Origin of the sequence: Neobacillus drentensis, from assembly GCF_036962765.1 — a bacterium.
GTDB classification, from domain to species: domain Bacteria; phylum Bacillota; class Bacilli; order Bacillales; family Cytobacillaceae; genus Neobacillus; species Neobacillus drentensis_C.
This window is the reverse complement of the sequence record NZ_JBALOS010000194.1, coordinates 1-17,156: the sequence shown is the minus strand read 5'-3', so window position 1 is coordinate 17,156 and position 17,156 is coordinate 1. Positions and strand designations below refer to the sequence as shown.

Below are 17,156 nucleotides of genomic sequence, written 5' to 3'. Positions count from 1 at the left end.
GCGGAAATCAACAGGCATGATTAACAGGCCAAATATTAATAAACTATGAACAAACTATTAATTAGTAGGGAAGAATTGTATTTATAGTTGATATGCTTAAAATTTGAGATAAACTTAATAAAAAGAAGACTTTATGTTTCAGTAGGAGTTGAACAAAATTGAAAATATTAGTGATTGAAGATAATAAAAGTGTCTGTTCCATGATCGAAATGTTTTTTGCCAAGGAAGGCATTGATGGGGAGTTTGTGAATGACGGCCTTGAAGGGTATCACCGTATTAAAGAAGGTACATGGGATGCGCTTATTATTGACTGGATGCTGCCTGGAATGGACGGTGTAACCATTTGCCGAAAAATTAGGCAAGAAGAATATACTGTTCCAATTATAATGTTAACAGCAAAAGATAGTGAGTCAGACCAAGTGCTCGGGTTAGAAATGGGGGCAGATGATTATGTGACCAAGCCCTTCAGCCCCCTAACATTAATGGCAAGAATTAAGGCTGTTACACGCCGGTTTCAAACCCAAGTCCCAAAGGGAAATGATGATTATATTCAGACGGACCATTTTAGAATCAGTAAAAATACGCGGGAAGTGATAGTGGACGGAACCCAAGTTACAAACTTAACACCAAAAGAGTTTGATTTACTTTACTATATGATTGAACATCCCCGTCAAGTGTTTTCAAGAGAGCAATTGCTGGAGAGGGTTTGGGGTTATCAGTTCTATGGTGACGAACGAACAGTTGATGTTCATATTAAACGGCTTCGGAAAAAAGTTGAAACAACCGCACAGCCATTCTTCCATACCGTATGGGGGGTAGGATATAAGTTTGATGAGTCAATCAAAACCGATGAAGTTTAGATACATTTACCAACAGTTTTTCAGCCATATTAGTATTATTATTGTGGCTTTTTTAGTATTGAGTCTTTTATTTGCTCATTATGTTGAGAATTTGGTCTATGAGAACAAAGCTGACGAGTTGATTACTTATGGAAAGTCCATCCTGGCAGAGATTGAACAAAGGCCGCAAGCAACGGAGTCCATTATTAATCGCTATAGTTCCGTCTTAGCGACCAGAAAAATGAGCTTTAGTATGTTTGACCAATTTGGGAATCTTTACGCAGTCGGAAAAGAGGGCCCGGCTATTCAAGGCTTATCCGACAAAGATTGGGATCGGATCTCTAAAGGTCGAACCTTGGTAGTGAATAGTGATTTTAAACGGTTCGGCCAAGAAGGGGTTACCTTTGTTGTATTGCCGTATCTTGATAAGGGGAATTTTATTGGAGGGATTTTGTTAACCTCTCCGATTAGTGGTTCAAGTGCTATGATTCACCGTGTCAATCAGTTTATTTTGTACACGATATTGATTGCACTCGGAGTGTCGTTTCTACTAAGTTGGTTTTTATCGAGGATTCATGTGAACCGGATTAAACGTCTCCGCGAAGCAACGTCCCTAGTTTCGTCTGGGAATTATCATGTCCACGTTTCCTTCTCCAATTTTGATGAAATTGGTGAATTAGCGAACGATTTTAATCACATGGTCGATAAAATTAATACCTCGATGGAGGAGATTGAAAGTCTAGAAAATAGACGGAGACAATTTTTATCGGATGTTTCTCATGAGATGAGGACCCCGCTGACAACTATTAGCGGAGTAATCGAAGGTTTGAAAAATGACATGATACCAGAAGAAGATAAAGAACGTGGCATAAATCTAGTGAGTCAGGAAGCAAAAAGACTGATTCGTCTTGTTAATGAAAACTTGGATTATGACAAAATACGGTCCAATCAAATACGGTTATACAGAGAAGAATTTCAGCTCCTGGAGTTATTTGAAATTATTCAGGAACAATTAATGCTACAAGCAGAGGATAAAAATAATCAAATTATAATTGAGGCTGAACCAGAGGTCATGGTCAATGCTGACTATGACCGTCTGATTCAAATATTAATTAACATCACCAAAAATAGCATTCAGTTTACCACGGATGGAACCATTTGGCTGCGAGGGAGAACGGAGGCTCAGTCAACCATTATCGAAGTGGAAGACACTGGGATTGGCATCGATCCGAGTGACATAGAAAATATCTGGCGCCGTTTCTATAAGGCTGATATATCAAGGACTAGTAACCCTTATGGTGAATTTGGGTTAGGTTTATCGATTGTTAAGCAATTGGTTCTCCTTCATAATGGTGAAATTAATGTATTCAGTGAAGAGGGCAAAGGAACAAAATTCGTCATTAAACTATAAAAATCATCTTATAGCTGCGGGCTGGTGCCTGCAGCTTTTTTGTGCGAATAGGACAAAATTTCGCAGTTATTTCTTTAAGTCGTTATAGTTTGTTAATAATTTCTTAAGATTTACCCGTTAAAGTAAAGACAAGATAAAACATGCATAAAGGAGTTTGAATGTGATGGAATTTAAAAATGAAAAGGAATTCGAAACAAGTCAATCAAATTCATCTGAGATGACTAAAAATATAAAAGCAGAAGAACCATCATTGGATACCATCAGTGTCAGCCATACTGAAATAAATACACATGCAGTCGATGCAACGCTGACAGTAGAAACAAATAGTTATCAGGATCGTGAGGTTCGAGATGAAACAACTGATTTCGAAACGACAAGCGAAGCAAGATTAGCTTCAGAATTGGAACAAACACGGACAACTCATCAGGTGGATGAAAGGAATACGAAAAAACGAAAAGCAAAAGGATTTGCGTCTACACTTGCTGCAGGGGTAATTGGGTCTGTCCTAACATTAGCAATTCTGCCTCACACAGACTACATTAAAAATCATTTCCCGACAGAAGAGAATCAGGAGGCAATCTCTCAACAAGGAACTTCTGTCAAGCCAGTGGTGGCTCAGCCCACAGCAGCATCTGCTAATTCGATTGCGGATACGGTTGAAAAGGTATCTAAAGCCATTGTTGGGATTGTCAATTATCAGCAACAACAGAATAATTTCAATGGTAATCCTAACTCTTCACAAAGTGTGGAAAGCGGTTCGGGATCGGGGGTTATTTTTCAAAAAAATAATGACTCTGCTTATATTGTTACTAATAACCATGTAGTCGAAGGTGCCTCGAAACTTGAAGTCTCTTTGTTTGACGGTCAAAAGGCGACAGCTGAAGTGGTTGGTACGGATGCTTTAACTGATCTTGCTGTCTTAAAAATTGATGCCAAATACGTAACTGCAACAGCTGATTTTGGTAATTCATCTACACTCCGCCCGGGTGACCAGGTCTATGCAATTGGTAACCCGCTCGGACTCGATCTTTCAAGAACAGTTACTCAAGGGATTGTGAGTGCCACGAACCGTAGTATTGCCATTACAACCTCTGCTGGAAACTGGGATACCAACGTTATTCAAACAGATGCAGCAATCAATCCTGGGAACAGCGGGGGTGCCTTAATTAACCCTCAAGGACAAGTGATTGGGATCAATAGTTTAAAAATTTCTGAAAGTGGTATCGAAGGATTAGGCTTTGCCATTCCAAGTAATGACCTGATTCCAATTGTGAATCAATTAATAGAGAATGGTAAGATTGACCGTCCATATCTCGGCGTAGGACTTGCCGATCTTGATCAAGTTCCGCAAATGTACTGGCAAAACCTGCCCAACAATATCAAAAAAGGCGTTTTGGTCATGAATATAGACCCTGACTCAGCAGCTGCTAAAGCAGGTTTCCAACCGAAGGATGTCATTGTATCCATGAATGGCACTGACATTGCTAATTCCTCAGAACTAAGAAAATATTTATACTCGAAGGTTAAGACAGGGGAGGAAATTAAATTTGAAGTTTACCGTGATGGAAAACGGATGACGTTAACCGCAAAAATAATGAATAATAGTGGTGCGTGATTTGAGGTAAGATAAGACCATTCCAAATTGGTCTTGAGGTGGAAAGATGAACAAGGTCGGAAAATTTGCAGCAAAAGAGACAGTAGATGATCTTGAATTAATGAATATGGTCTTTGAGCTTCCTGAAAAAGATAAAATGATTATGTGGTCAGAAGGCTATATTGATCTTGTGATTGAGAAATTACCTGAGTATGCCCGAGATGTGTTGGAGAAGCGCAAGGAAAAGTGGGAAGATACGAAAGCCTATTATGAAAAGAAAATTGAAGAAATTAGTAACCAAGAAGAGTTTAAAGTGAAACAAAAGGGTGAACGGAAGGAGTTCGCCCTTTTTGTCATGGAGCGGTATCCAGAATATCAATCCTTACTATTTTTAATCTACGACGGGAATTTAAAAGAGGATGATTTCAGAAAGTTTGTTTACCGCAAAAGGCTAGGTTCTCGTAAAAAGTACCTTCATTAAACTTGTTGGAGGAAAAAAGTGACAAGTTGGCGGAAATTTTTTGGAGTGTAGCGGAATAATCAATAGTTTTGGCGGAATTCACCCGGGAGTTGGCGGAATACCTGCTCCAATCGGCAGAATTAATTCCCAACCTTTAGATTAATCAGAAAAAATAGGCTTGCAATCGTTATTAGAAATATTTACAATTAAAATAACTAATTTGAAACGGAGGTGGGGAAGAGATGAAACGTTCTATTTTTGCACGGTTACTTTGGCTGGAAGCACTTAATATTTATCGTGCAATTTTTCATGGTGTAGTTTTCAAAGGGGGTAGTCTGCCCTTTTTTCAAAATTACAAAATGAATATGGAACAATAACACATCTCTTTACCCACTATAAATAGGTAGGAAGAGAGTGCACCTTTTGCACTCTTTTTTCATGCCCAATTTAAAAAGCCGCGGGTCGTAAAAGATGCCCGCGGCTTTTTATGTTAAAGAGAGTGTTCATCTTAATTTTTATTAATAAGGAGAATGAACATGATCATTTGCAGCGTTAATCATATTGATAAATCATTTGGCGGAAATATTATATTTAAAGATTTATCCTTTGAAGTACAGGAGGGGAGCAGGATTGGTCTGGTTGGCCGGAACGGAGGCGGTAAGACGACGTTATTGAAGTTACTCGCTAATCAGGAAACAGTTGATGAAGGGGTTATCCATTGGAAAAAGGGTCTAAAGATCGGATACTTGGCCCAGATACCTGATTTCAAAGAGCTAACTAGTAAAGAAGTTTTAAAAACAGCCTTTGAGCAATTAATAACAACCGAAACCAAACTTCAGTATTTAGAAGTTGAAATGGGGCAAGAAATTGCTCCGGGTGCCCTCCAAAGATTAATGGATCAATATGGAAAGCTCCAAGATGAATTTATCTTAAATGGCGGCTATGAAATGGATGCCCAATTGGACCGGATTGCAAACGGCTTGAATATTACAGATCTGCTTGATAAAACCTTCTCATCATTAAGCGGCGGAGAGAAAACCAAAGTTGGGCTGGGCTTGAGTTTATTGAAAAATCCAGAACTTCTGTTGCTTGATGAACCGACCAACCATTTAGATTTGAAGGCGATTGAATGGCTAGGCGCCTTCCTTAAGGATTATACGGGAACGATTATTCTCATCTCTCACGACCGTTACTTTTTAGATGAGGTGGTCACGAAAGTGCTGGAAATGGAAGATGGAGAAATTGATTTGTACCATACGAATTTTAGCGGCTATGTGAAAGAGAAAGAAGAGCGGCTCTTAAGAGAATTTCAGGAATATCAAGAACAGCAGAAGAAAATAAAAAAGATGAAAGAAGCGATTAAGCGCCTACGTGACTGGGCAAACCGCGCAAATCCACCAAGTGCCTCCCTTCATAAACGGGCGACAAATATGCAAAGGGCACTGGATCGGATTGAAAAACTGGAACGCCCAAAGATAGATGTCAAAAAAATGGCGATTGATTTCGAAGCCAATGATCGAAGCGGTAAAGACGTGATCGTCATGGAGGATATTTCGAAGAGCTTTGGAAACAGGACTCTGTTTGACCAAGTAAACATGTTTGTTCAATATAGGGACCGAGCAGCAATTGTCGGGGATAACGGCACTGGCAAATCTACGCTATTAAAAATGCTTCTTAGGGAAATCGAGCCTGATAAAGGTGTTGTAAAGGTTGGGGGCAATGTAAAAGTCGGCTATTTGTCACAGCATGTCTTTACGGATATTGGCGATAAACAGCTGATTGACGTATTTCGGTCTGAGGTAGTCGTCAATGAAGGAGAGGCGCGTCATATTTTAGCCCGGTTTTTATTCTACGGCCCAGCGGTATTCCGCAAAGTGAGTCAACTTAGCGGCGGGGAGAGAATGAGACTTAGACTTGCCCAGTTAATGTACCAGGATATCAATCTTCTGATTCTGGATGAACCGACCAATCACCTCGATATTGATTCCTGTGAAGTGTTAGAGGAAGCGCTGGAACAGTTTAATGGTACCATTTTAGCTGTGTCGCATGATCGCTATTTTCTCAATAAGCTTTTTACGAAAATTTACTGGCTCCAGGATGGGACAGTTCACTACTTCGATGGTAACTATGATTGGGCAAAGGGGAAGCTGGATGAAAAGATTGAGATAAAACAAACGGAAAAGCCGACGTTGACCAAAACTTCCCTGCCAAAAGTATCGAAAGTGGAAGAAGATGGGGCAGATGTGATTGAGGAAAAAATTGAGCAAATTGAAGCAGAAATTCAACTTCTGAAACAAAAGCTTGGAGAAGAAAGCGAACTTAAATTGCTGCAAAAGATTTATCATGATTTGGAGTTGCAGGAAAATAACCGTGACCGTCTCTACCAACAACTAGAAGAAATCATCTAAGAAGGTAATAGCAACAAAATAGGGTGTGACGTGTTTATAATACCTTTTAACGAACAATGGAGCCGCCCGTTTGCGGCTCTTTGTGTGTAAACTTTGGCTTTTCGAAAGGGGAACTTTTCCTTATAATGAATATGTTTCATAAACAAAGGGTGGGTTCTTATGGATTTTCATTTTTCATTAAGGCAAGTGTTGTTGCTTTTGCTTATAACATTAACAGGGGTGGTTTGGTCCGTTATTTTTCAACATCCGCTTGTGGCCGGATTTTTTCCAGGCTACCTCGTGCTTGTTTTTTTGGCAAAGAGTAAAGAGTTAACGATAAAACAGATTCTACATATAAGTATAATGGGTGTTAACAAAACAAAGATCGTCATCTTAATCCTGTTCTTAGTGAGTTTTTTACTCCCATCTTGGTATTTAGCAGGTACCATTCAGCAAATGGTGAAAATTGCCCTGCATTTTATTAGTCCAGAGCATTTCATACTCTTATCCTTTCTCAGCGCAATGATCTTTTCGATGCTTCTTGGAACAACTGTTGGGACATTAAGCGCAATTGGCATACCCATAATTGGGACTGCCATCGTTCTCGAGCTTCCAGTTGACATGGTGGCTGGCGCCTTGGTTTCAGGAGCATTTGTTGGCGATCGGACCTCTCCATTTTCAAGTGCCCATCAACTTTTGTCCCATACGGTTGAATTACCTGTAAAAAGACAATGGAAGGCGATGCTTTTTACTACGCTCGCGGCCATTATTCTTTGCTTTTGTTTTTATGGAGTTGCGGACTATCTGGTTACTGAAACAGATGCTTCTAATCAGCAACAATTCAGGTGGAAGGAACTTTCAGTCATTAAATTTATCCCGCCAGTTATCTTAATCACATTTGTTCTTTTTAGAATCAGTATCGTTTATGCCTTTATAACTAGTATTCTGTCTGCAGCAGTCATTGCCCTTTTCAGCGGAACAACAGGGCCAAAACTCGCTTTCTCATTGTGGGATGGTGTCGAGGGGCTTGGCGGTGGGTTCCTTCACATGTACGAATTGCTCCTGTTTTTAGCACTGGCAGGAGCATATAATGGTCTTTTGGAAGAAATGAATGTCATTCAGCCTTATTTAGATAAGTGGTTACAATCATCTAGATCTCTAACTGGTGACACCTTTAAAACGATGCTGGCCACCTTTTTGATCACGTTAATAGCGGCAAATCAAACGCTTCCTATCATTCTCACTGGGAGGTCCTTTCTTCCTCATTGGTCTAGTAAATATGGAAAAGAAGAGTTAGCAAGAGTCATGGGGGATACGACTATGTTATTTCCAGGTGTGGTACCATGGAGTGTCCTTGCCATTATGTGCAGTACAATCGTCGGTATACCAATCATGAATTATCTGCCCTATGCGCTGTTTTTATGGATCTTACCGTTATTAACTGTGCTTGTTTCCTTGGTAAAACAAGTTCGAAAATCGAAAGAAAAACGAACAGCAAACGTTTAAAAAACGGAGTCCATTGTGGCTCCGTTTTTTGCTTTTTGTAGTACAAGGTGAAATGCTTCGAATGAAGATCCTTATTCTTTCATATATGTAGTAATAAAGAATTGGGACAAGGGATGATCACATGCTGAAAAAATTGGCGGTAATCGGATTCGGAAGTACGATGATTGCAATTGGTATAAACGCATTTATTCTACCTTTGCATTTAATTAATGGAGGGTTTTTAGGGATTAGTCTGCTGTTAAAATATTTATGGGGCTTTAAAGTGGGAATCAGTTTTATCGTTTTGAGTACCCCTGTTTACATGTTTGCATTTAAAACGGACCCCGTTTATTTTATTAACGGTGTCATAGGGGCAATATGTTCTGGTCTTATGATTGAACTTTTCAAACCCTTAAATGGAATGGTTCATATGCCCATTATCAGCAGTGTTATTGTTGGTGCAGTTATCATCGGGAGTGGGGTTGGGGTAATGCTCCGAAATCATATTAGTCCAGGCGGTATGGACCTGCTTGCACTGCTTATCGCAAAATGGTCCAACGTGAATGTTGGTGTAATCATGTTTTTAATGGATGCTGTCATTATTATGACTGGTTTGTTCCTCCTCAAAGATATGAAACTACTTTATTCATTAGCAATTGTTGCGATTGTAGGAATGATGGCGAGTCTAATTACCACTATTTACATGGAGCAAACCGAAATAAGGTAATTACTACATATGAGTGGTAAAATAGATACGTCTAAAGGATAGTAAGTAAGGAGATTTTTTATGAAACCCATTAGTGATCATCTCAAGGAAAATTTAAAGGTTTTATTTGTTGGTTTTAATCCAAGTATTCGCTCTAGTGAACTAGGGCATCATTATGCAAATCCAAACAATCGTTTTTGGAAAATATTATACGAAGCAGGATTAACTCCACGGAAATATGAAGCAATGGAAGATGAAAAACTTTTAGATCTAGGTATTGGCTTTACGAATATCGTTCAAAGACCGACAAAAGCAGCGGATGAAATTACAAAAGAAGAGTATGCGGAAGGAAGAGAAATCTTAAAGCAGAAGGTTGAGCGGTTAAAGCCAAAGGTAGTCTGCTTTGTGGGGAAAGGAGTTTATCAACAATACAGCGGGTTAAAAGTAATTCAGTGGGGAAGGCAAACCAATGGCTTTATCCCTGGGGTTATTGACTTCGTTGCTCCATCTTCGAGTGGTCTGGTTCGAATGAAGATGGAGGAAATTATCGACATCTATAAAGGGCTTGTCCCACTTCTATCAGAATAAAACATCGACGGGTTTATTTACCGCCCAGCGATGTTTTATTTTTTTCATAGTATAAGAAATTATAAAATAATTAATTGTGGATATTTTAATTTAGTTCTCTGAATCCAGCTTCAGCGCCCAGCGGCTAGTGTACTTCGCTCTCCACGTAAAAATTCTAAAGAATTTTTACTGCCTACGATAAGTCAACATCGAATCGACTATAGCTCCGTGTTTCCTTTATCTCGGTTGGAGCGCTCCAGTCCATACGCCGCTAAACGGGCGCTTCCGCTTTTTATTTCGATTCGAATTTATTCCTATAGTGGGAAAAAGCAATAAGTGGGAAAATATAGCGATAACTGTGATAGTGAATGTAAAAACCACCGGCCATCCCTTGCCCCATGGGATAAGCGGTAGTCCAATCTTCTTTTTCAAGCGAGGATAATAAATAAGTGATCCCTTTTTGAATTGGTGGTGTAGGTTTTTCTGAAGCAGCAATCAGGGCATCAAGTGCCCAGGCTGTGTGCGTTATAGTGCTTGATTGTAAAGGCACATATGCTTTTTCGCTATCACTATGGCATGACTCTCCCCAGCCGCCATCCTCATTTTGAATCCTTATTAACCAGGTCGCAGCCCTTTGAATGGCCGAATGACTGGCAGGGATTCCGGCAGCCATTAACCCGGTAATTGCTCCCCACGTTCCATAAAGATAACAAATCCCCCATCTTCCATACCAAGAACCATCCTTCAATTGATTTTTTAGCAGCCAGTTGACCCCTTTCTTAATCGCTTTATGGTCCCTTGATAAATTCGTGTAATTCCCCAAAAATTCTATGGTTCGCCCTGTAAGGTCTGCACTAGAGGGGTCTGTCAGTAAAAATTCCCCTTTTTCAAGCGGAAGGAATTCAAACAAGTTTGTATCTGTATTTTTTTCAAATGCCCCCCAGCCGCCGTCATCATTTTGCATCGACAAAAGCCAGTCAATTCCTCGGTCCCAGGCATTTCTTTCTTGTGGAATATTTCTTGAAATAGATCTAAGTGACGCTGTGGTATCATCGACATCGGGATTCATCGTATTTACATCAGAAAATCCCCAACCTCCTGGCAAAGTCATCGAATTATGAATCACCCAATCCCCAAATTTGTGATGCTGCCGGTTTAACAGATAATGATTGGCTTTCGTCACCATCGGGTCGTCTGTGGCAACAGCCGCGGTCTGAAGGGCATAACCAATTAATGAAGTGTTCCAAACATTTGCCGTGGTATACTGCATATGGGGATAACCGTTGATTTCACATTTCATGGCAAGCAATCCATTCACGGCCTTTGTAATCACCGGATTTGTTTTCTTATATCCTTGTGAGAGCAGGGCAAAAATCATCAAAAAAGTCGAGCTGAAATAACTATAAAAGGTGCCGTCAGGTTCAAGGTGATCGAGCATATATTTCTTAGCACGCTCCACCGCTAACAGATGGAGCTGTTCTGGTAGGCCCATTAATTTTTTGACACCATCCTTGATAAACGAAAATAATGAACGATATTCAGATGAACGAAACCACGCGCTATCCCGATGCCGGTGTATGTGTAGCTCTGAAAGATTAGGGCTTTTCTCTGTCTTGATAAAAAACTTTTTATCGGCAAGTAGAATAATTGGCGTTAGATTGGCCCGGCCGAAGACCGAAAAGGAATAGAAATTAATTGGAAAATAGTGTGGTAAGAGGATAAATTCAATCGGAAGAGGAGAAAAATCTGGCCACCCATATTGGCCAGTTAAAGAAAGCATCACTTTTGTAAAGATACTTACTTCCTCCAAGCCGCCTTTCGATAAAATAAATCTTTTCGCTGCTCGCAAACGTTTGTCGTCTTTCTTGGCATACCCCGAATATAACAAAGCGTAATAGGCTTCCACTGTCGCACTTAGATTACCGTCCCCTTCATCATAAAAGAGCTTCCAAGCCCCATTCTTCTCTTGTTTACTAAAGATTCTCGCAACCAAGCCTTGAATTAAATCTTCATCATTTAATTCCAAGGTCCGCAATAAAATAATCATATAGGCATCTGTAGACAGACCTGTTTCAAAGGGGTAGTTCCAAGAACCGTCGGGAGTTTGATCTGTTCGAAGCCTATCAATAAGCCAATCGATGCCATTGCTAGTATTGATCATAAGTAAGTTCTCATTCCTCTCCCAGTAAATTATTCACATTCATACATATTCCATTGGTGGAAGGAGAATTCGTAAAGGAGGTAATGTGCCATATTTTTTACGAGAAATCGAGAGAAGTCCCCACTCGAAACGATTAGGGAACAATTAAAGAAAAAGAGCAAACTATTTGATTTGCCTTCAAAGTTTACGAAAGCAGAAGGGGCAATGTTAGAAAAAATCAGAACAGAGACCGAGGAGCATAATTTAAATAATGTCACAAGAACAAAAGCCTACCTCGAATTTTACCTTCTTCATCCTGAAATCCATTGGGCGTTTCTTGGACACATGGTCTCTCGCAATGGCGGATGGAATATGACTGATTTAAAGGGAGAATTCCTCCCCCGTTTGCTCTCGAAAAAAGAAAGAGAAATGTTTTTTGCTTTTTTAGAACGTGGCAATTGGTTGATTTTCCAGGACGTTTATCCGCAATTTTTGCTGTACAGGGAAAGTTTAAAGCAAAATAAACCACTGTTTCATTTATGTGCTTGTTTAGGTATTTCTACCTTTATGGAAACGATTTGGAATCATTTTTGGCTCAACCATGAACCGTACATCCTTGCAATCGCGCTCGTTATCAATGAACAAAGTTATTTGGAGAAACGTGTGGTTCAAAATCCACTTTATCAAAAAGGAGTCTTAACTAAATTTGAATTTCTCCTTCAGGACCTGCTGAACCTTAATCATATCCTCTTTCCGTATGGAAAAAGAAACCTTGCCGGGCAAACCCTGCATCAGTTTGAGTCATTACATCAACGAATTTTACTAGGAAAAAGATTATATACAATCTTATTTAACAAAAAGGAGCGTTTAAAGGATGTAGTAGATTGGGCAAGAGCGCATCCACATACGGGATCAAGGAAGGATTACTGGCCGCATATTTTTAATAACATCAACGAAGGGATTCCAGGGTTTGCCTATCAACCCCGACTAAAAGCTTGTCAACTTAGGCCGCGGGCAGGGAAGATTTATAGTCCAAGCCTTGAAAACTCTTGGAAGAATGTCAGTCAACCGGAGGCTGAAAAAGGCGACTGGTTTGAAAATAATCGTGTAGTGGATTATTTACTGGAGGACCATGAAAAAATGGACGGGGAGATAAAAAATGAATACTGTAAAACACTTGAACGACTCGAACTTGCAGCCATCGCCAAAAAAGCGATCTCCATTTTGGAATAACCCAACCCTAGCTGCAGTGTTTTTAGCTAGTTTGCTAGCTACGTATTTAGACCTATTTTTCGTAGGGAAACATCTCTATCAATTTCCGAAGAGGCCACTGCCAACGATTTTTTCGATTAATATTGCATTTACTCTAGTGGTCCTGCCCGTTTTGGTTTTTGTTTTTCTTTGGGTTATGGACCAGGTAAATAAATGGGGGAAGGCAGGCTTAATTGTTTTTATCAGTCTTTTAGTGCCGATTATGGAAAAATTAGCAGAAGTTATGGGCTTGTTTAAACACTCGGAAAGCTGGGAACATCTTTATTCGTTTTTTGGGTATCTGCTATTTTTATCGACGATTTATGTATTTTACTGCTGGATAGGAAATCGAAAAGGTTAACAACAAAAAGCCGAGATTTTCATCTCGGCTTTTTGCGATGTAATCATTCGTTACACCTTGCCCCTTCCGTCCGTACAGTGGTTAAGTGTCCCGCAACAAGCGAATGTCGGAAGGGGTACTATTATAGTATCACAGCCAAGGCAGAAATATACCAATCGACACAAATTGGTGTGCCAGACTTTATTTTCTTCATTGAAAAGTGTATGATAAAAATGATTTTTACATAAAGGAGTGTTTTCTAATGGCAAAAAAAGGATACATAAAAATGGAAAATGGCGAAAAAATTGAATTTGATTTATTCCCAAATGAAGCACCTGGTACGGTAGAAAATTTTGAGAAATTAGCGAATGAAGGCTTTTACAATGGAGTCGTATTCCATCGTGTTATTCCTGGTTTCGTAAGTCAGGGTGGAGATCCAACAGGTACTGGAATGGGCGGTCCTGGTTATACAATCAATTGTGAAACAGAAGGAAATCCTCACAAGCATGTTCCTGGTTCCCTATCAATGGCGCATGCAGGAAGAAACACAGGTGGCAGCCAGTTCTTTATCGTTCATGAATCACAACCACATCTTAACGGTGTTCATACTGTGTTTGGTCAAGTAACTTCAGGACTTGAAACAGCTAAAGCAATGCGCAACGGCGATAAAATGGAAGAAGTTAAGATATTTGACGAAGAATAGGTAACTAAGGAGGGCTCTTGCAGCTCTCTTTTTTTGTCTAAATTAAGATTCAATAGGGCAACTTAACCTCAAATAGCTCAAGTTGGGGGTCATTATGAAAAAATATGTTTCATTGCTCATTACATTTCTAGTATGTATGTTATTGTTTCAACAACCGACTTCGGCCGAAAAAATGGCACCTAAAGAACTAAAGGCTGCGATTATCATTGATGATTTCGGTGGTGGTATGGGTGGAGTACGGGACTTCCTCGAAGGAAACATCCCGATTACTGCAGCTGTTATGCCCTTTCAAGAAAACTCTACTGAACATGCGGAATGGGCGCATAAATATGGCATCGAAGTGATGATACATTTATCCATGGAACCAAAAAAAGGGAAAAGATCCTGGCTAGGGCCAAGGCCGATTACGGTAGATCTTTCACCTTCTGAAGTGAGACAAATTGTCGAGGATGCAATTAAGGATGTTCCATATGCTGTCGGTATTAATAACCATATGGGTTCACTGGCTGTTGAAAACGAACAAATAGTTCGTGCAATCGTGGAAGTAGCTAAGGAAAACAGATTATATATAATCGATAGCGCCACGAGTCCACAGACAAAATTTCCGGAAATAGCTAAAGAGTTAGGTGTCCCTATCCTCAAACGAGATGTATTTCTAGACGATATTTCCTCCTCTTCCCATGTCCAGCAACAAATGCTAAGACTAGCGAAGGTTACTGAAATCAAAGGATCAGGAATTGCAATCGGGCATGTCGGTGTAACAGGGAAGGTATGTTCAATCGGGGTATTCCAATCGATGGACGAATTCAAAAAACGAAAAATAAAAATAGTCCCTGCTTCTAACCTGTTTTCCGGCAAATCAGCAGAAAAGTTCTTTATACCATTTAAAAAAGGCAGCTAACCACTGCCTTTTAACACGTATTCATATTACTTTCCCAATTCCTCCTTTACTGATAAAATGTCTCCAAAAACAATTAATAAAATTGTCAATAAGGGAGAAGGAATTGTCACGATGAAATTAGTATCTTGGAATGTCAATGGCCTTAGGGCGTGTGTCAAAAAAGGGTTTCTCGATTATTTTCAAGAAGTGGATGCAGACATCTTCTGTGTGCAGGAAACGAAATTACAAGAAGGACAAATTACTCTGGAGTTGGACGGATATCATCAATTCTGGAATTATGCCATTAAAAAAGGATATTCCGGTACCGCAGTGTTTACCAAAATCAAGCCGCTGTCTGTTCGATATGGGGTTGGGGCAGATGATTCTGAAGACGAAGGAAGAATTCTTACTTTAGAGTTTGAGGATTTTTACTTGGTAAATGTCTATACCCCTAATTCTCAAAGAGATTTAGCAAGAATCAGTTACCGACTGAAATGGGAAGATCGGGTTCTTCAGTATTTGAAGGAATTGGATGAACAGAAACCCGTCATCCTTTGTGGGGACTTGAATGTCGCCCATCAGGAAATTGACTTGCGTAATCCCAAATCCAATCTTGGTAATTCAGGGTTTACGGTAGAGGAAAGGGGAAAAATGACCTCTTTACTTGCTGCTGGCTATATTGACAGCTACCGTCATTTTTATCCAGATCAAGAAGGTGCTTATACTTGGTGGTCATATATGGCTAAAGTTCGGGAGCGAAATATTGGCTGGCGAATTGACTACTTTATCGTATCGGAAAAATTGCGTGAACGTCTCAAAAATGTGGACATCCATTGCAATGTAATGGGAAGCGACCATTGTCCGGTCTTTCTTGAAATCAATTGATCGTTCAAGTCGATTAGTTTTTCTTATTGTAAATCATAAAATACCTGTCATTTTCTTTATGGAATACCCCCATTATAGTTAATTATATAGAAGTTTACGAAGGGGGAAATGACATGGATATTAAAAAAGATGTGAAGAAACAGTTTGGAAAAAGCGCAAATTCATATGTAAGCAGTGCAATTCATAAAGATGGGGAAGACCTACAAAAGCTTATTCAAATGACAACAATCAACGGCCATGAAGAACTGCTCGATGTTGCGACGGGTGGAGGACATACAGCCAATGCTTTTGCTCGGTTGGTGAAAAAAGTTACTGCATTGGATTTAACACCTGAAATGTTAAATGCAGCTAAAAATTTCATTCAAGGGAATGGTTATCAAAATGTCGAGTTTAAAATAGGGGATGCTGAAAATCTTCCGTTTTCAGATGGACTATTTGATATTGTCACTTGTCGGATTGCTCCCCACCATTTCCCTCATGTGAATAAGTTTGTTGAAGAAGTGCATCGCGTTCTAAAGCCATCGGGTCAGTTTTTACTTGATGATAATATGGTTCCAGAAGAAGATGACTATGACCTTTTTTATAATTCAATTGAAAAATGTCGGGATTACAGTCATTTTCGAGCTTGGAAAAAGAGTGAGTGGCTCCGAATGCTTGAATTTAATGGGTTTGAAATATATGAATTGCACCGCTTTGAAAAAACCTTTAAATATGAATCATGGTGTAACCGAATGAACTTACCTGAAAATGAAAAAGAGAACCTTTCCGTTTACATCAAAAAGGCATCCCCGAAAATAAAGGAGAAATTTAAGGTCTCTATCGTTAATGATCAAGTCATCTCATTTCAGGGTGAAGCTGTCGTTTTAAAAGCAATTAAAAGATGAAAAAACCCTTTGCATAAAGAGAGGATGCCTCTTTTTGCAAAGGGTTTTTTACGAATTAAACATCGTTAAGGGCTGTGCCAATTACATCAAACTCAGGCAATTTCTCATCCAAAACCGATTGGTTTAATTGCTCATGATCTACAGGAGTAATGATATTTTCATCTTCTCTTTTCCTATAATCCATACTCACGCAGGTGTCATCTCCTTTTTGCTTACACAAATACAAATGTATTTTTTCCTAAACAAAGGAATCTAAACCAATTTTTAATCTTTTTCTATAGGTATGTAATTATTGATGATTAATGCAAGTCCAGCAATTCATGGTTAAATCACTCTTTACTCTAAAATCATAAGGGGAGAATGAATTATATGATCATTGATTACTGAAAGTTTAATATAGTGTTACTTAACTTATAAAAAATAGAAAAGAAATAGTTGACGAATGGATGAGAGAGTAGTATTATATTCATTGTCGCTGAAACGAAATAACTTAGTTAAAAAGATTTGATTAAATTGTTTTGAATGAAGTTGACATCCGAAAAACCTTATGTTAATATAACAAATGTCGCTAATCACTTGATTGGTTAGTGAAGAAGAATACTAGATTTGTTCTTTGAAAACTAA

The 17,156-nt window shown here is 39.2% G+C and carries 17 protein-coding genes; 15 read left to right on the top strand and 2 right to left on the bottom strand.

The window, feature by feature from the left end:
* Positions 1-158 precede the first annotated feature (158 nt).
* The 9 genes from V7137_RS22025 (at position 159) to V7137_RS21985 (ending at position 9,470) form a co-directional block, all read left to right on the top strand.
* The gene (locus tag V7137_RS22025; RefSeq protein WP_335700051.1) at positions 159-860 is read left to right on the top strand and encodes a response regulator transcription factor; all 702 of its coding nucleotides are present in this window, start codon (positions 159-161) and stop codon (positions 858-860) included.
* Complete coding sequence (locus V7137_RS22020) at positions 850-2,250, top strand: HAMP domain-containing sensor histidine kinase (RefSeq protein WP_335700052.1); 1,401 nt, start codon at positions 850-852, stop codon at positions 2,248-2,250. Before V7137_RS22025 ends, V7137_RS22020 begins: the two co-directional genes overlap by 11 nt.
* 163 nt (positions 2,251-2,413) lie before the next feature.
* A complete protein-coding gene (locus V7137_RS22015) occupies positions 2,414-3,865 on the top strand; it encodes a S1C family serine protease (RefSeq protein ID WP_335700050.1) in 1,452 nt (483 codons plus the stop codon).
* Between the two features lie 46 nt (positions 3,866-3,911).
* On the top strand, positions 3,912-4,325 hold the full coding sequence (locus V7137_RS22010; RefSeq protein WP_335700049.1) for a hypothetical protein: 414 nt from the start codon (positions 3,912-3,914) through the stop codon (positions 4,323-4,325).
* Between the two features lie 221 nt (positions 4,326-4,546).
* Positions 4,547-4,681: an RAxF-45 family protein gene (locus V7137_RS22005; RefSeq protein WP_335700048.1), complete on the top strand. Its 135-nt coding sequence runs from the start codon at positions 4,547-4,549 to the stop codon at positions 4,679-4,681.
* Between the two features lie 159 nt (positions 4,682-4,840).
* On the top strand, positions 4,841-6,712 hold the full coding sequence (abc-f, locus tag V7137_RS22000) for a ribosomal protection-like ABC-F family protein (protein ID WP_335700047.1): 1,872 nt from the start codon (positions 4,841-4,843) through the stop codon (positions 6,710-6,712).
* Between the two features lie 159 nt (positions 6,713-6,871).
* Positions 6,872-8,197: a Na+/H+ antiporter NhaC family protein gene (locus tag V7137_RS21995; protein WP_335700046.1), complete on the top strand. Its 1,326-nt coding sequence runs from the start codon at positions 6,872-6,874 to the stop codon at positions 8,195-8,197.
* Between the two features lie 121 nt (positions 8,198-8,318).
* Entirely contained in the window at positions 8,319-8,903 is a 585-nt protein-coding gene (locus tag V7137_RS21990; RefSeq protein ID WP_335700045.1) for a YitT family protein, read from the top strand.
* A gap of 60 nt (positions 8,904-8,963) precedes the next feature.
* Positions 8,964-9,470, top strand: a complete 507-nt coding sequence (locus V7137_RS21985; protein WP_335700044.1) for a mismatch-specific DNA-glycosylase — start codon at positions 8,964-8,966, stop codon at positions 9,468-9,470.
* 271 nt (positions 9,471-9,741) lie between these two features.
* Here the strand turns inward: V7137_RS21985 and shc are convergent, their stop codons facing one another.
* Entirely contained in the window at positions 9,742-11,610 is a 1,869-nt protein-coding gene (gene shc / locus V7137_RS21980) for a squalene--hopene cyclase (protein ID WP_335700043.1), read from the bottom strand.
* A 90-nt stretch (positions 11,611-11,700) separates the two neighbouring features.
* On the opposite strand from shc, the gene V7137_RS21975 reads away from it, so the two are divergent.
* The 6 genes from V7137_RS21975 (at position 11,701) to V7137_RS21950 (ending at position 16,532) form a co-directional block, all read left to right on the top strand.
* Positions 11,701-12,822: a DUF2515 family protein gene (locus V7137_RS21975; RefSeq protein ID WP_420490161.1), complete on the top strand. Its 1,122-nt coding sequence runs from the start codon at positions 11,701-11,703 to the stop codon at positions 12,820-12,822.
* Complete coding sequence (locus V7137_RS21970) at positions 12,749-13,201, top strand: CBO0543 family protein (protein WP_335700041.1); 453 nt, start codon at positions 12,749-12,751, stop codon at positions 13,199-13,201. Before V7137_RS21975 ends, V7137_RS21970 begins: the two co-directional genes overlap by 74 nt.
* Positions 13,202-13,442: 241 nt before the next feature.
* Positions 13,443-13,883 carry a peptidylprolyl isomerase gene (locus V7137_RS21965; protein WP_335700040.1) on the top strand — a complete coding sequence of 147 codons (441 nt, stop codon included), beginning with the start codon at positions 13,443-13,445 and terminating at the stop codon, positions 13,881-13,883.
* 94 nt (positions 13,884-13,977) lie between these two features.
* Positions 13,978-14,784 (top strand): divergent polysaccharide deacetylase family protein, encoded by an 807-nt coding sequence (locus tag V7137_RS21960; protein ID WP_335700039.1) that lies wholly within the window; start codon positions 13,978-13,980, stop codon positions 14,782-14,784.
* 111 nt (positions 14,785-14,895) lie between these two features.
* Positions 14,896-15,648, top strand: a complete 753-nt coding sequence (locus V7137_RS21955) for an exodeoxyribonuclease III (protein ID WP_335700038.1) — start codon at positions 14,896-14,898, stop codon at positions 15,646-15,648.
* Positions 15,649-15,761: 113 nt separating this feature from the next.
* Complete coding sequence (locus V7137_RS21950; protein WP_335700037.1) at positions 15,762-16,532, top strand: class I SAM-dependent methyltransferase; 771 nt, start codon at positions 15,762-15,764, stop codon at positions 16,530-16,532.
* Positions 16,533-16,587: 55 nt separating this feature from the next.
* Here V7137_RS21950 and V7137_RS21945 read toward each other — a convergent pair whose 3' ends face one another.
* Positions 16,588-16,722 (bottom strand): hypothetical protein, encoded by a 135-nt coding sequence (locus V7137_RS21945; protein ID WP_335700036.1) that lies wholly within the window; start codon positions 16,720-16,722, stop codon positions 16,588-16,590.
* Positions 16,723-17,156 lie beyond the last annotated feature (434 nt).